This window comes from Amycolatopsis antarctica (assembly GCF_002262875.1).
Classification (GTDB): domain Bacteria; phylum Actinomycetota; class Actinomycetes; order Mycobacteriales; family Pseudonocardiaceae; genus Amycolatopsis; species Amycolatopsis antarctica.
In genome coordinates this window covers 58,474-73,001 of record NZ_NKYE01000016.1, presented here as the reverse complement: position 1 = coordinate 73,001, position 14,528 = coordinate 58,474, and the positions used below count along the sequence as shown (strand labels likewise).

Below are 14,528 nucleotides of genomic sequence, written 5' to 3'. Positions count from 1 at the left end.
AGGAAGCGGACCGGGATGGACGCAGAGAAGGTGCCCGCCGAACTGGCCCGCCTGTGGCGGCTGCCGACGGGGCCGCGGCTCGGACGCCCGGCGGAGCTCGACGTCGAACGGGTCGTGCACGCCGCGGTGAACCTCGCCGACCGGGACGGCCTCGCCGGGGTCACGCTGCTGAAGGTGGCCCAGGAACTCGACGTCACCAAGATGTCGCTGTACCGCCACGTCGGCTCGAAGCACGAACTGTTCGGCCTGATGGCCGACTTCGCCAGCGGCACGCCCCCGGAGATCAGCGCCGGGGATTGGCGCGAGGGCACCCGCCAGTGGGCGCACGCCCACCGCGGGCTCTACCAGCGGCGGCCCTGGATGGTGCACCTGCCCGTCTCCGGACCGCCCGGCGGCCCCGGCGCGATCGCCTGGATGGACGCGCTGCTGCACGTACTCCGTGACAGCGGCCTCGACTGGGACACGAAGGTCGGCGTCCTGAACCTCGTCAGCGGCTACGTCCGTCAGTCGACCGCGCTGACCCAGCAACTGGCCCACGGCCGCGCCGACTCCGAACTGGACCAGGCCCAGATCGAGCGCGACTACGGACGATCACTGACCGAACTCGTCGACCCCGCCCGCTTCCCCGACGCGGCGGACCTCTTCGCGTCCGGCCTGTTCGAGAAACCCGGCCCCGCCGGGGAGGACCCGGCCGACCGCGAGTTCGCGTTCGGTCTCGAACTGATCCTCGACGGCCTCGCGGTCGCCATCGCCGCCACCCGGGACGCGGACCCGGCCTAGGCCACGGTCCCGCAGGACCGTCACAACCCGAAACGCCCACGACCGGGCTTTCGGGCACGGAGCCGGCAAGGGGGCTCGAACCCCTGACCTCATGCTTACAAGGCAAGTGCTCTACCAACTGAGCTATACCGGCGCGAGCCGCCGGACGGCTCGTCGTACATGGTAGGCGGGGGTGCGGGAGCGGCGCATATCCCCCTCGGCGTTGATCTTGGCGGACGTGGTGGACGCCACTGTCGGCAACGTGCAACGGTCGAAGCGCGTGTGTCGATTGTCCACAGGGAGTCGAGTGAGGAAGTGGACGTTTCAATGAAGATCGGCCAGCGGGGAAAGGGTCCGGCCAACCGCAGAGCGGCGTGGCGGATCCTGGAGGCACCCCCCGAGGACCAGAGCGTCGACCGGACGCACAAGAGGAAGCCGCGCGGCAACGAGCCGCGCAGGCGCGCGTGGCAGATCCTCGAAGCACCGACGACCGGTGATCTCCCCGCGGTGGAGAGCGACACCGCGATGGGGCCGGCGCTGCCGGACGACACCTCGGTCCACTTCGCCCTGGACCTCGCCCTGCGCATCGGCGAGGTGCAGATGTCCAGCGGTGCCGGTGCCGCGGACGTCACGGCCACCATCCTCGCCCTCACCTCCGCGCTCGGGCTGCCCTACTGCGAGGTGGACGTGATCTTCACGTCCATCACCGTGAGCTGCCACCGCGGCACCGAGATGGCGCCGGTGACGGCCCTGCGTGTGGTCCGTTCCCGCAGTCTGGACTACACCCGGCTCTCCGACACCGAGCTGCTGGTCCGCAAGATCGTCCGCGGCCGGGTCAGCGCCGAGGAGGCCTACTCCGAGCTGCAGGTGATCACCACCGCCAAGCACCCCTACCCGCGCTACGTCTCCACGCTCGCCTGGGGCGCCATGGCCGGTTTCATCACCCTGATCATCGGCGGCACCGGCTGGACGCCGGTGATCGCGTTCGTGATCAGTGCGATCGTGGACCGGGTCGGCAGGATCCTGAACAAGTACGCGCTGCCGTTCTTCTTCCAGCAGGTCGTCGGCGGCTTCATCGCCACCGGTCTCGCCCAGTGGACGGTGAACGTCGACTGGTTCGCGGTGGAGAGACCCACGCTCGTCGTCGCCGCCGCCATCACCGTGCTGTTGTCCGGGCTCTCCACCGTCTCGGCGGTGCAGGACGCGATCACCGGCTACAACGTGACCGCCGCCGGCCGCACCACGGAGGTCGCGATGATGAGTGCCGGGCTGATCACCGGCGTCGTCCTCGCGCTGAAGGTGTCGGTGCTGTTCGACGCGGAGACCACGCCGTTGCCCGAGGTGCCGCAACAGAGTCCGCTCAGCCTGCTCGTCGTCACCGCGGCCGGTGCCGCCGCGGCCGGTGCCTTCGCGCTGGCCTCGTACTCGCGGACACGTGCGCTGCTGGTCTCGGCGGCCGCGGGCGGGCTGGGCGCCGTCGCGTACGGCGCGCTGACACTGGCCGACATCCAGCAGATCCCGGCCTCCGCGGCCGCGGCGACGCTGGTCGGCTTCGCGGGAGGCGTGCTGGCCCGCAGGCTGAAGGTGACGCCACTGGTCGTCGCGGTCTCCGGCATCACGCCGCTGCTGCCGGGCCTTTCCACCTACCGCGGCCTGTACCAGCTCGCCGTGGACCCCGGCGGCGAGATCGGCACCCTGATCACGGCCGTCGCGGTCGGTCTGGCCCTGGCCGCGGGCGTGGTGCTGGGCGAGTACCTGGCGCAGCCGGTGCGTACCGGGCTGGGCAGGCTGGAGCGCCGGATGGCGGGCCCGCGGATGGCAGGCCCGATGACGCAGGAGCGCAGGCTGGAGTGACCGGCGCGGGGTGACCCGTGCCGCGTGACCGGCTCAGGATCGCGTTCCGCGATAGTCTGCCAAGCATGCCGAGTGCCACCGATTCGACCGGGAAGGGCTCAGGCGCGGAGTTCGTCGTCGTCGCCAACCGACTGCCGGTCGACCTCGAACGTTCCGCCGACGGCAGCCAGCGCTGGACCCAGAGTCCCGGCGGGCTGGTGTCCGCGCTGGAGCCGTTCCTCCGTTCCCGCAAGGGCGCCTGGGTCGGCTGGCCCGGGGTGCCGGACGTCGAGGTCGACGAGTTCACCGACGAGGGCCTGGTGCTGCACCCCGTCACGCTCAGCTCGGACGAGGTGCGCGACTACTACGAGGGCTTCTCCAACGCCACCCTGTGGCCGCTGTACCACGACGTCGTCGCCCGCCCCGTCTTCGACCGCGGCTGGTACGACAGCTACGTCACGGTCAACCGGCGCTTCGCCGAGGCGAGCGCCAAGGTGGCGGGCAAGGGCGCGACCGTGTGGGTGCAGGACTACCAGCTCCAGCTCGTACCGAGCATGCTCCGCGAGCTGCGTCCCGACCTGCGGATCGGCTTCTTCCTGCACATCCCGTTCCCGCCGGTCGAGCTGTTCATGCAGATGCCGTGGCGCGCGGAGATCGTCCGCGGGCTGATCGGTGCCGATCTGGTCGGCTTCCACCGGCCGGGCGGCGCGCAGAACTTCCTCTGGCTGGCCCGCCAGCTCATCGGACTGGAACCCAGCCGGGGCGCGGTCGGCGTCCGTTCCCGGCCCGGCGTCGTGCAGGTCGGCGATCGGACGGTGCGGGTCGGGGCGTTCCCGATCTCGATCGACGCGAGCGGGCTGGACGAGCTGTCCCGCAGCGAGGAGACGCTGAAGCGGACGGCGCAGGTCCGCGCCGACCTCGGCAACCCGAAGACCGTGCTGCTGGGCGTCGACCGCCTCGACTACACCAAGGGCATCGATCTGCGGCTCGAAGCGTTCCACGAGATGTTGCGGGAGGGCCGGGTCAAACCGGAGGACGTCACCTTCGTCCAGCTCGCCACGCCGAGCCGGGAGCGCGTCGAGCACTACCAGCGGATGCGCGGCGACATCGAGCAGATGGTCGGCCGGATCAACGGCGAGTTCGCCCGCGTCGGCCACCCGGTCGTCCACTACCTCCACCAGTCGGTGAACAGGGCGGAGCTGGCGGCCTTCTTCTCCGCGGCCGACGTCATGGTGGTGACCCCGCTGCGCGACGGAATGAACCTGGTGTGCAAGGAATACGTCGCGTGCAGGCACGATCTCGGCGGTGCGCTCGTGCTCTCCGAGTTCGCCGGCGCGGCCGCCGAACTGAGTAGCGCGTTCCTCGTCAACCCGCACGATCTCGACGGGGTGAAGAACGCTCTGCACGCGGCCATTACGCTCGACCCCGCTGAGGGCCGACGTAGGATGCGCGCCTTGCGTCGTCAGGTCCTCACGCACGACGTGGACAGGTGGGCACGCTCGTTCCTCGAAGCACTCGGAACCGAGCCGACCGCCTGAGGCGTCTCGGCAACTCGGGCTGCATCGATGCAGCCCGGCAGGACCGTGCCGGGACGTCAAGCCGGAACTTCACGCACGGCTCCTGAGGAGGAGTGTTGACCGCCGAGGCCCTACCCGTTGAGCTGCGGCGCGCGATCGTCCAGATCGCCCGCACGCCGCGCTTGCTGGTCGCCTGTGACTATGACGGGACGCTTGCGCCCATCACCGCAACACCCGAGCAGGCGCTCCCCAGACCCGAGGCGGTCGGCGCGCTGCGTTCGCTCGCCGGCCTGCACGAGACCACCACCGCGGTGATCTCCGGCCGCGCGCTGCGCGACCTCGCGACGCTCTCCAGGCTGCCCGCGGAGGTGCACCTCGTCGGCAGTCACGGTTCCGAGTTCGACATCGGCTTCGTCCACGCACTGGACGACGCGGCACGCATGCTGCTGCGCAACGTCGAGAAGGAACTCGAGCAGATCATCGCGGACGTCCCGGGCGCGGCACTGGAGGTCAAGCCCGCCAGCATCGCCGTGCACGTCCGGCTCGCCGAACACGAGGCGGGCCGCCGCGTCCTCGAATCCGTCCACAGTGGACCGTCTACTTGGGACGGCATCTCCACCACCGACGGCAAGGAGGTCGTGGAACTCGCCGTGGTGCAGACCGACAAGGGGCGCGCGCTCGACACGCTGCGCCACCAGGTCGGCGCCAGCGCGGCGATCTTCCTCGGCGACGACGTCACCGACGAGAAGGCGTTCGCCAGGCTGTCCGGTCCCGACCTCGGCGTGAAGGTCGGCGGCGAGGAAAGCCTTGCGCAGTACAGCATTCCGGACACCGCCGAGGTCGCGACCGTCCTCGCGCTGATGTACGAGGAGCGGCGCAACTGGCTCTACGGCGAGCAGGCGACGCCGATCGAGCGGCTGTCCATGCTGGCCAACGAACGTTCCGTCGCACTGGTCACCCCGGACGCGCGACTCACCTGGCTCTGCCACCCCGGCCCGGACGCCCCCGCCGTGTTCGCCGACCTGCTCGGCGGCACCGGGGCCGGCCACTTCTCCATCAAGCCGCACCGCAACGGCCTGCCCCTCGGCCAGCGCTACCTGCCGGGCACCATGACCGTGGAGACGCGCTGGTCACGGCTACTCGTCACGGACTACCTCGAGCAGGAGAGCCCCTCGCACCGCACCGACCTGGTGCGGGTCATCTCCGGCGAGACCGAGGCGCAGATCGTGTTCGCGCCGAGGCCGGAGTTCGGCGGCGTCCCTGTCCGGCTGCTGCCCGAGGAGAACGGCCTGCGCGTGCTCGGCACCTCCGAGCCGATCGTGCTGCGCGCGCCGGGCGTGCGGTGGGAGATCCACACAGACGGCATGCACGACACCGCCCGCGCGCTCGTCCACCCCACGGCCGAGCAGCCGGTGGTACTCGAACTTCGTTGCGGCACAACGGATCTCGGCGTGCACGATCTGACCGAGATCGACCGCCGCTCGCGGGCGGGCCGTTACTGGAGCGACTGGGCGACCACGCTGAAGCTGCCCGCCGTCGAGCCGGACCTGGTCTCCCGCTCGGCGCTGACCCTGCGCGGACTGGTGCACACCGACAGCGGTGGCGTGATGGCCGCGGCCACCACCTCGCTGCCCGAGGACATCGGCGGCGTGCGCAACTGGGACTACCGCTACTGCTGGATCCGCGATGCCGCCATGACGGTGCGCGAGCTCGTCGCGCTCGGCTCACTGGACGAGGCGGAGGGTTACCTGCGCTGGCTGCACGGCGTACTGGCGACACTCGCCGGGCCGGAACGCCTGCACCCGCTCTACACGCTCGCCGGTGGTCAGATCGGTGCCGAGGCGGTCATCGACTCGCTGCCCGGGTACGCGGGGTCGCGTCCGGTCCGGGTCGGCAACCTGGCGAACCACCAGGTGCAGCTCGACGTGTTCGGCCCGGTGGTCGAGCTGGTCGTGGACCTGGCCGCAGCCCGGAGCGAACTGCGCGACGACGACTGGCAGCTCGTGCGCGCGATGGCCGAGGCCGTCACCCGCCGCTGGTCGGAGCCCGACCACGGGATCTGGGAGGAACGGCACGTTCCGCGGCACCGCGTCTACTCGCGGGTCATGTGCTGGGTGACGATCGACCGGGCGATCAAGCTCGGCGACCTCTACGAGCGGGAGATCCCGGCGGGCTGGCACGAGCTGCGCGACGCGATCGCCAGCGACGTCCTGGAGCACGGCTGGAACGCCGAGGCGCAGGCGTACACGACCGCCTACGACGGCACGGATCTGGACGCGGCCTCGCTGTTCGTCGGCCTGTCCGGCCTGCTCGATCCGCAGGACGAGCGGTTCCAGTCGACGGTCACTGCCATCGAGGCGGAACTGCGCAGCGGCTCGACCGTGTACCGGTACCGCCGCGACGACGGTCTGCCCGGCGACGAGGGGGGTTTCCATCTCTGCGCGGCGTGGATGATCGAGGCGTACCTGCTCACCGGCCGCCGCACCGAGGCACAGGAACTGTTCGAGCAGATGGTTGCGGCCGCCGGGCCGACCGGCCTGCTTCCCGAGCAGTACGACCCGGTGGCGGAACGTTCTCTGGGCAACCACCCGCAGGCGTACTCGCACATCGGGTTGATCCGCTGCGCGACCCTGCTCTCCCGGTAACCCACCCCCGGACATCGGTGCCCCCTGCCCCCACGCAGGGGGCACCGCCGTGTCGGTCGCCCCGGCACCCCGTGTCGGGCGCTACGGCACCCCGTGTCGCGCGCCTGGGCACCTCGTGTCGGGCGCTGCAGCATCCCGTGTCGCGCGCCTGGGCACCCCGTGTCGGGCGCTCGTTGCGCACTACGTCGTGAGTTGTGGGGAGTCGCGTGCGAAATTGCCGAACGGTGCCTCCTGGCCGTTTGCCCCGAGGCACCGCGCCACGCCATTTACCCCCGTGGACGTACGCCCACGGGGGTAAATGGTGTCAGAGCCGGGCACGGCACGACAGAATCCAACCGGGATCGGTGAATTCGCTCGACACCATTACGCAGTGCCGCCGCCAAAACAATCAGAGGAGCGGGAAGGTTGCGTCATTCTGCTCGATCGTACCGAAAGCGTTGACCGTTCCACCCTTGCTTGCCCGCCAGTGCCCCGTCGCGACGTGGAAGGTCGTGGGAGCGCCCGCGGAGCCCTTCGGCTCGACGTAACCGTAGACCTCGATCTCCTCTACCGCGCCACTGTCACCGAACTCGAAGGGCAGGCAGGTGCCGGCCTCGACGTTGGCAGTCGCGAGGCCGCCACGGTCGGGGAACACGGCAAAGGTGTCGTAGTCACCCTTCGCGCAGATCGTGAGCGGCTCCTGCGGGCCTTCCGTTGTGGCAGAGGCCGTTCCAGCGAATGCCAGTGCGGCGCCCGAGGCGATGGCGGCAGTGGCCGTCACGGTCGCGGCAACACGCTTGGCGGCCTTCGCGGCAACTGACTTAGCAGATCGAGTCTTCTTCATCGCGGTCTCCAAAAGTAAGTGTTTCCGGGCCCGGGTGGTTTTCCCGAGGTGTGCTCAGCGTGCCGGAAACGATGTTTGATGACCGCCAGCCATGTGCTTACTTTTTCCTTATATCCGCGCCCCGCTTTCCGGTGCGACGACCACGACCTGGTCGACCGATATCGCGACCTTCCGCGAACGCTCCGGCAAAGCGCCGACCGTTCCGAAACCAGCCGCCGAAGATTCGGTGCCGGATACGGCGATCTTCCAGGGATTTCACCCTTGCCGCCGACTCGACTTCACCGCAGATGGCTCGGTGCCAGAACGCACGACACGGAGTGCCCAGGCGCGCGACACGGCATGCCTGAACGCACGACACGGAGTGCCGAAGCGCGCGACACGGTGGGGGTGGGGTCAGCCGCCGGCTACGGAGGGGATGACGACGACCTCGGCACCGTCGCGCAGGGCGGTCCCGGCGCCGTCCAGGCGGCGGCACTCCTCCCCGTCGACGTAGAAGTTCACGTACCGGCGGAGCGTTCCCCGCTCGTCGCGTAGCCGTCGTTCCAGGGCCGGGTACCGCTCGCGAAGCCGGTCGAGCACTCCACCGAGGGTCGCCGGACCGTCGAGGTCAACGGGCAGGCTGGACTCCCCGCCGACGATGGGACGCAGCATGCTGGGCAGCCGGACGTCGACGCGCATCTACACCACCGCCGCCCGCACACACAGCACGTCCGGCAGGTTCCGCGCGACGCTCGCCCAGTTCTCCCCCTCGTCGGCGCTGGCCCACACCTCGCCCGAGCGGGTACCGAAGTAGACCCCGGCCGTCTCGGCGTCGTCGGTACACATGGCGTCGCGCAGGACGACGGAGTAGAAGCCGTCCTCGGGTAGCCCCCTGCCGAGTGCGTTCCAGCTCTTGCCCGCGTCCTCGCTGCGGTACACCCGGCAACGGGCGTCCGGGGTGAAGCGGTGGACGTCCGCTTGGAGCGGGAAGTTGTAGACGACCTCGGGCTTGTGCGGATGGACGACCACCGGGAAGCCGAAGTCGGCGGGCAGCCCGTCGGCGATCGAGGTCCAGGTGTCCGCATCGTCGTCGCTGCGATAGACGCCGCCGTGGTTCTGCAGGAAGTACCGCTCGGGCTGCGCCGGGTTCATCGCGACCTTGTGCACACACTGGCCGAACTCCGGCTCCTCGTCGGGCAGGAATCCGGCGCCGATGCCCTTGTTGCGCGCCTGCCAGCTCGCTCCGCCGTCCGCCGTGCGGTAGACGCCGCCGGTGGACATGGCGACTGTCATCCGCCTGTGATCGGTCGGGTGCGGGATGACGGTGTGGATGGCCTTCCCGCCACCGCCCGGAGTCCATTCCTTGCGATGGGGGTGATCCCAGAGCCCGCGGACCAGCTCGAAACTCCGGCCACCGTCCTCGGAGCGGAATAGCGCGGACGGCTCCACCCCGGCGTAGACGACGCCCGGCTCGTCGGCGTTGCCCGGCACGAGCTGCCAGACGCCCTCCAGCGCCTCCTCGGTGTCGGCGGGGAACGCGACCGGGGCGTGCTCCGGCTCGGACCAGTTCTCCCCCAGGTCGTCGCTGGTGAAGACGCTCAGGCCGAAGTGCTCGTTGTACGCGGCGGCGAGCAGACGCGGGGCGTTACCACGAGTGTCGATGGCGAACGCCCTGACGTCGGCGACCGGGAACAGCGGTGGCCGCACATCCCATTCACGCCTGTCCTCACTGGTGGCCAGCCACAGGCCCTTGCGCGTGCCGATTCCCAGTAATACGCCCATCACGCCGCTCCCCTTGAGTGTTTCCGGTCACAGCGCACGTTACGCCGCGGGTCCGATAGAACGCGGTCACCGCGCAGGGGAGCGACGCAGGACGGGCCTAGTAGGCGTAACCCTTCGGCGGGATCAGCGTGGCGAGCTGGTCGAAGGTCAGCCAGTAGATCTGGTTTCCGCTGAACGAGGCGGAATCGGCGATCTTCACCGTCATGTTCGAGCTGTCGTAGCCGATGACGGTGAAGTAGTGGTAGATCGTCCGGTCCGCGGGGTAGCCGGGTGGCTGGTTGCCGGGCGGCGCGACGATGTTGGCCACCACGGCGAATCCGGCGTCGATATCGGCGACGATGTCGGTCCAGAGCTGGTCCTTCTGCGCCTGGCTCGGCGGATCGGCAGGCATCTCGCGGAAGGTGTACGAGGCACCGAGGTTCGCCGCGAGGGCGCTGCTGATCTGGCTGATGTGGTCGGTGCCGTTCTCGGTGGTGCCCAGTTGCGCGGCCAGATCCGCCTGACTCGGCAACTGACCGGTACGCGCCGACATGGCGATCCGGGCGGCGGCCGGACCGCACCAGTAACCGGTCTCCTGCACCTGATAGTCGACGGCCAGTTCCTTGGCGGCCGCCGGTGCGGCGGCCGGAGCCGCCGCCGCTTCGGCGGGCCGCAGCGGTTCGGCGGCGGCCGCGCCGGCGAGTCCGAGCACGCCGGCGATCGCTGCCGCCGCGGCCGGGACGAGAAGTCGTCGCATGATCGTCTCCCGTGGGTCGATTTCGGTGACTTTCTGACCAAACAGGAGCATCATGTCGAAAATCGAACACCGCGTCTGCGGCCGTAAGCACCAAGGCGGTACGTCCGCATGGCAGGCACCGACCACAAAGGACGGACGGGATCCGCTACCCCACGCGGACGTGCTGGGCGGCCTGCAGCGCGTCGGCGACGTTGGTGACCTCCAGTACGCGAATGCCGTCCGGCAACTTGCCCGCGTCCGGGGGCACCAGCGCGTGGGTGAAGCCGAGCCGGGCGGCCTCGGCGATCCGCCTGCCGACGCCCGCCACCCGGCGTACCTCACCCGCCAGGCCGACCTCGCCGATGGCGACGAGCCGCGAGGACAGCGCCACGTCCTCCACCGAGGACGCCAGCGCAAGCACCATCGCCAGATCCGCAGCCGGTTCGGTGACCTTCATGCCGCCGACCGTCGCGACGTAGACGTCCTTGTCGCCGAGCCGGACGCCGCCACGCTTCTCCAGCACGGCCAGCACCATGCTGACGCGGGACGAGTCGAGACCGCTGACCGCTCGTCTCGGCTGGGCCAGACTGGACGAGGCGACCAGTGCCTGCACTTCGCCCAGCAATGGCCGTTTTCCCTCCATGGCAACGGTTATCGCCGTGCCCGGTACTTGCGGCTGGTCGCGGTTGATGAACAGTCCGGACGGATCGGGAACGCCGGCGATGCCGTCCTCGCGGAGTTCGAAGCAGCCGATCTCGTCCGCGGCGCCGAACCGGTTCTTCACCCCGCGGACCATGCGCAGCGTGGAGTGCCGGTCACCCTCGAAGTGCAGCACGACGTCGACCAGGTGCTCCAGCACCCGCGGCCCGGCCACCGAACCGTCCTTGGTGACGTGGCCGACCAGCACGACGGGCAGGCCACGCTCCTTGGCCAGCGCGACCAGGCCGGAGGTGACCGCCCGGACCTGGGTGACGCCGCCGGGCGAACCCTCCACCTGCGGCGAGGCCATGGTCTGGACCGAGTCGACGATCAGCACACCCGGGTTCACGGCGTCGACGTGCCCGAGGATCGCGGACAGGTCGCTCTCCGCCGCCAGGTACATCCCGTCGTCCACGTTGCCGGTGCGCTCGGCCCGTAGCCGGACCTGCCCGGCCGACTCCTCGCCGGTGACGTACAGCGAGGCGCTGCCACCCTCGCGGGCCGCCCACTGGTACGCGACCTCCAGCAACAGGGTCGACTTGCCGACGCCGGGTTCCCCCGCGAGCAGGATGACGGCCCCGGGAACGAGGCCGCCACCGAGTACCCGGTCGAGCTCGGACACTCCGGTGGGCTTCGCCCTGGCGGCCTCGATGTCCACCTGGCCGATCGGCCGGGCGGGCGCGCTGGGCGCCCCGGCGGCGACCCGCGCGATGGCCGGGCGGGCCGAACCACGCTCCTCGACGGTGCCCCAGGCGTGACATTCCGGGCAGCGGCCGACCCATTTGGCGACCTCGTTGCCACACTCCGCGCAGCGGTAGCTGATGCCCTTCTTGACCACGCGCCGACGTTAGCCGCGGGGTCCGACAGCGATGATCAGTGGCCGCCCTCGGCGTGCTCGCCCTCCGCGCCGTGGTGGTCGGAGCGCGGCACCTCGGAGGAACCGATCGGCATGTCGACCGTGATCGGGCCCGCGTCGCGGAAGACGAAGGTGACCTTGACGGTCTGCCCGGGGCGCAGCTCACGCTGCAGGCCCTGCAGGGTCACCTCCGCCTCGCCCACCCTGGGGTCCTCGGCACCGGGCGCACCGGTGACGCCCGGGGCGGGCGATCCGGTGGTGGCCGGCGGCTCGCCCGCGTCGGAGGAGGGCGAGGCGCCAGGCTCGGAGGTCGCCGAGGCGCCCGTCTCGGAAGCTCCGCTCTCGGCACTGCCGGACTCGGGGCTGCCGGACTCGGAGGCACCCGGCTCGGCGGACGAGGTCGGCAGGGCGGTGGCCGTGACGGAGGGCTTCTCGGCGTGACCACCGGGCGGGGTGGGCTCACCGATGACGAGCACGCTGCCCGCGATGACGCGCTTCTGGCCCTCCACGGTCGCGCTCGCGGCGCCCTCGGCCTTGACCTCGAGCAGCTCGTCGTCAGCGCCGCCGGTGTTCACCACGCGCAGGGTCAGCGGAACCTCGGAACCGGCGGCGTAGGCCTTGCTCTCGCCCTCGGGGAAGTTGAACGAGGCGTCGCGGATGAGCAGCGTCCCGCCCTGGGCGAGCGCGCCGTTGACGGCGGGCTCCTGCGTGTCGGTCTGGGTGATCTGGCCCGCGCCGCAACCGGCGATCGCCAGGGCTGCACCGAGACCGAGCGCGGCCGAGCCGAGCACGCGACGTTTCTGCTGCCTCACGGTCCGAGATCCTTCCTCGCTGCGACGGGCTCGCGGGGCCTCTCGGCGGCCGGCAGATCGGCACGCCGGACGCGCGGGCAACGAGCCCCCGGCACCGCCGATCGCGGGCCGGTCCATTCACCGCGAAGGGTAGCCGGGCGTGCCTCGCGCGCGAGAGGCCGGTGCCCCCTGCCGTCATGATCGGGAGGCGAATGCGTAGATCAATCGTCCACAGTGGATTGGTTACACATCGGTTAACCGCGTTGCCGCCACCTGCATGAGCACGGGAAATGGGCGTTTGTCAACCCCACGACCGGCCCATACATGGCCCCTGACCTGCGAGGACGGAACACGGGGCGCTAGGTGAGCCCACTCGAGGCGTGCTAAAGTGGTAATAGCGAAAGGGGCAGAGGACACATGGTTTTCAAGGTCGGAGAGACCGTCGTCTACCCGCACCACGGTGCCGCACTCATCGAAGCAATCGAGACCCGTGTGATCAAGGGCGAGGAAAAGAAGTACCTCGTCCTCAAGGTCGCGCAAGGGGATCTCACTGTTCGGGTGCCAGCGGACAACGCCGAGATCGTCGGTGTGCGTGATGTCGTTGGCCAGGATGGACTGAACCGCGTTTTCGATGTACTGCGTGCTCCGCACACCGAAGAGCCCACGAACTGGTCTCGTCGGTACAAGGCCAACCTCGAGAAGCTCGCCTCCGGCGATGTGAACAAGGTGGCCGAAGTGGTGCGAGACCTCTGGCGGCGTGAGAAGGACCGTGGCCTGTCAGCCGGCGAGAAGCGGATGCTGGCCAAGGCACGGCAGATTCTGGTCAGTGAGCTCGCGCTCGCCGAGGGTACCGACGAGGGCAAGGCGGAGTTGCTTCTCGACGAGGTTCTGGAAACCGCGACGGTCTAGCCCTGAGCGTCATCGCACTCGTCCCGGTGGAATGCCGGGAAGACGGTGCTGTCCCAGGAGTTCTGTCCGCGGTTCATGGTGAGCCGTTACTGGTGCATGCGGTACGTGGCCTGCTCGAATCAGGTTGTCCAGACCTGATCCTCGTGCTCGTCCCTGCTCATGCGCGTGCCGCCTGTGTGGCGGCACTGCACGACGTGAAGTACGCGGAACCTCCTGCGCGCACCCGTGTCCGGGTGATCGCCGGTGGCACGAGCCGCACCGACTCGGTGCGGCTCTTTCTGCGTTCGGGCGACCTCGCAGAGGACGACGTGGTGCTGGTGCACGATCCGGCCCGGGCGTTCACACCCCCCGGCCCGGTGCGTGAGGTCGTCGCGGCGATCCGCGCGGGGGCGCCGGCCGCGGTGCCCGTCGAGCCGGTGACCGACACCATCAAGGTGATCGACGCCGACGGCGTGGTCACCGGCACCCGGGATCGCGCGGGACTGCGCTGCGTCCAGTCGCCGCGGGGTTTCCGTGCCGCGACGCTGCTCGCCGGCGACGCGCCGGCTGACCCGCTCGCCTGGCTGGGGGGACGGACGCACACCGTCGACGGGCATCCGCACGGGATGCGGGTGGTGACCGAGTTCGACGTCACGGTCGCGGCGGCGTTCGCCGCGGACACGGAGAAGTCCCCGGAAAGGTCGCCGGGAAGATCCACTGTGGAGGGAAGTCCGTGAGAATCGGCCAGGGTGTCGACGTCCATCCCGTCGAGGCGGGACGGGAGTGCTGGATCGCCGGGCTCCTCTGGGAGGGCGTCGACGGTTGTTCCGGGCATTCGGACGGCGACGTCGCCGCGCACGCCCTGTGCGATGCCATGCTCTCCGCCGCCGCGCTGGGCGATCTCGGCGCGGTCTTCGGCACCGGGGACCCCCGCTGGTCTGGTGCGCACGGCATCGAGTTGCTCACCGAGGTGCGCGGACGTGTCGAGCAGGCCGGTTACCGCCTCGGGAACGCGAGCGTGCAGGTGATCGGCAACCGGCCGCGCATCGGCACCCGCCGCCGGGAGGCCCAGCGCGTGCTGGGTGAGGCCGCGGGCGGCCCGGTGTCGGTCGCCGGGACCACCACGGACGGCCTCGGGCTGACCGGCCGCGGCGAGGGCATCGCGGCGATCGCGACCGCGCTGCTCCTGCTGCCGGTGAACACACCCGGTGCGTCCGGCCGGGTGAGCGTCGAGTGACCCC

The 14,528-nt window shown here is 70.2% G+C and carries 13 protein-coding genes and 1 tRNA gene; 7 read left to right on the top strand and 7 right to left on the bottom strand.

Translation table 11 applies throughout. From position 1 onward, the window contains the following. Nucleotides 1-15: 15 nt before the first annotated feature. Nucleotides 16-780 carry a TetR/AcrR family transcriptional regulator gene (locus CFN78_RS22580; protein WP_205660618.1) on the top strand — a complete coding sequence of 255 codons (765 nt, stop codon included), beginning with the start codon at nt 16-18 and terminating at the stop codon, nt 778-780. Nucleotides 781-840: 60 nt separating this feature from the next. Here the strand turns inward: CFN78_RS22580 and CFN78_RS22575 are convergent. Continuing rightward, a tRNA-Thr gene (locus tag CFN78_RS22575) sits at nt 841-913 on the bottom strand. A 173-nt stretch (nt 914-1,086) separates the two neighbouring features. On the opposite strand from CFN78_RS22575, the gene CFN78_RS22570 reads away from it, so the two are divergent. From CFN78_RS22570 to otsB, 3 genes are all read left to right on the top strand, one after another. Next, nucleotides 1,087-2,613 carry a threonine/serine exporter family protein gene (locus CFN78_RS22570; protein WP_094864876.1) on the top strand — a complete coding sequence of 509 codons (1,527 nt, stop codon included), beginning with the start codon at nt 1,087-1,089 and terminating at the stop codon, nt 2,611-2,613. Between the two features lie 65 nt (nt 2,614-2,678). Continuing rightward, nucleotides 2,679-4,130: an alpha,alpha-trehalose-phosphate synthase (UDP-forming) gene (locus CFN78_RS22565; RefSeq protein ID WP_094864875.1), complete on the top strand. Its 1,452-nt coding sequence runs from the start codon at nt 2,679-2,681 to the stop codon at nt 4,128-4,130. Between the two features lie 95 nt (nt 4,131-4,225). Continuing rightward, nucleotides 4,226-6,754, top strand: coding sequence for a trehalose-phosphatase (gene otsB / locus CFN78_RS22560; protein WP_205660617.1), 2,529 nt, complete (start codon nt 4,226-4,228; stop codon nt 6,752-6,754). Nucleotides 6,755-7,142: 388 nt separating this feature from the next. Here the strand turns inward: otsB and CFN78_RS22555 are convergent, their stop codons facing one another. The 6 genes from CFN78_RS22555 to CFN78_RS22530 form a co-directional block, all read right to left on the bottom strand. Next, nucleotides 7,143-7,577, bottom strand: coding sequence for a hypothetical protein (locus tag CFN78_RS22555; RefSeq protein WP_133116424.1), 435 nt, complete (start codon nt 7,575-7,577; stop codon nt 7,143-7,145). Nucleotides 7,578-7,970: 393 nt separating this feature from the next. Beyond that, a complete protein-coding gene (locus CFN78_RS22550; protein WP_094864872.1) occupies nt 7,971-8,255 on the bottom strand; it encodes a ubiquitin-like small modifier protein 1 in 285 nt (94 codons plus the stop codon). Next, nucleotides 8,256-9,338, bottom strand: coding sequence for a WD40/YVTN/BNR-like repeat-containing protein (locus CFN78_RS22545; RefSeq protein ID WP_094864871.1), 1,083 nt, complete (start codon nt 9,336-9,338; stop codon nt 8,256-8,258). A 97-nt stretch (nt 9,339-9,435) separates the two neighbouring features. After that, complete coding sequence (locus tag CFN78_RS22540; protein ID WP_094864966.1) at nt 9,436-10,074, bottom strand: C39 family peptidase; 639 nt, start codon at nt 10,072-10,074, stop codon at nt 9,436-9,438. Nucleotides 10,075-10,219: 145 nt separating this feature from the next. Next, the gene (gene radA, locus CFN78_RS22535) at nt 10,220-11,590 is read right to left on the bottom strand and encodes a DNA repair protein RadA (protein ID WP_094864870.1); all 1,371 of its coding nucleotides are present in this window, start codon (nt 11,588-11,590) and stop codon (nt 10,220-10,222) included. A 35-nt stretch (nt 11,591-11,625) separates the two neighbouring features. Continuing rightward, complete coding sequence (locus CFN78_RS22530; RefSeq protein ID WP_205660616.1) at nt 11,626-12,420, bottom strand: copper chaperone PCu(A)C domain-containing protein; 795 nt, start codon at nt 12,418-12,420, stop codon at nt 11,626-11,628. Between the two features lie 396 nt (nt 12,421-12,816). On the opposite strand from CFN78_RS22530, the gene CFN78_RS22525 reads away from it, so the two are divergent. The 3 genes from CFN78_RS22525 to ispF are packed head-to-tail and all read left to right on the top strand — an operon-like array spanning nt 12,817 to nt 14,524. Continuing rightward, nucleotides 12,817-13,308, top strand: a complete 492-nt coding sequence (locus CFN78_RS22525; RefSeq protein ID WP_094864869.1) for a CarD family transcriptional regulator — start codon at nt 12,817-12,819, stop codon at nt 13,306-13,308. Nucleotides 13,309-13,334: 26 nt separating this feature from the next. Next, nucleotides 13,335-14,024: an IspD/TarI family cytidylyltransferase gene (locus CFN78_RS22520; RefSeq protein WP_276307350.1), complete on the top strand. Its 690-nt coding sequence runs from the start codon at nt 13,335-13,337 to the stop codon at nt 14,022-14,024. Continuing rightward, the gene (gene ispF / locus CFN78_RS22515) at nt 14,021-14,524 is read left to right on the top strand and encodes a 2-C-methyl-D-erythritol 2,4-cyclodiphosphate synthase (protein ID WP_094864867.1); all 504 of its coding nucleotides are present in this window, start codon (nt 14,021-14,023) and stop codon (nt 14,522-14,524) included. Before CFN78_RS22520 ends, ispF begins: the two co-directional genes overlap by 4 nt. Nucleotides 14,525-14,528: the final 4 nt, after the last annotated feature.

Bases quoted from the DNA above. Each gene is read 5' to 3' on its own strand.
- CFN78_RS22580 (WP_205660618.1), top strand. From the start codon at position 16: ATGGACGCAGAGAAGGTGCCCGCCGAACTGGCCCGCCTGTGGCGGCTG.
- CFN78_RS22570 (WP_094864876.1), top strand. From the start codon at position 1,087: ATGAAGATCGGCCAGCGGGGAAAGGGTCCGGCCAACCGCAGAGCGGCG.
- CFN78_RS22565 (WP_094864875.1), top strand. From the start codon at position 2,679: ATGCCGAGTGCCACCGATTCGACCGGGAAGGGCTCAGGCGCGGAGTTC.
- CFN78_RS22555 (WP_133116424.1), bottom strand. From the start codon at position 7,577: ATGAAGAAGACTCGATCTGCTAAGTCAGTTGCCGCGAAGGCCGCCAAG.
- CFN78_RS22550 (WP_094864872.1), bottom strand. From the start codon at position 8,255: ATGCGCGTCGACGTCCGGCTGCCCAGCATGCTGCGTCCCATCGTCGGC.
- CFN78_RS22545 (WP_094864871.1), bottom strand. From the start codon at position 9,338: ATGGGCGTATTACTGGGAATCGGCACGCGCAAGGGCCTGTGGCTGGCC.
- CFN78_RS22540 (WP_094864966.1), bottom strand. From the start codon at position 10,074: ATGCGACGACTTCTCGTCCCGGCCGCGGCGGCAGCGATCGCCGGCGTG.
- CFN78_RS22525 (WP_094864869.1), top strand. From the start codon at position 12,817: ATGGTTTTCAAGGTCGGAGAGACCGTCGTCTACCCGCACCACGGTGCC.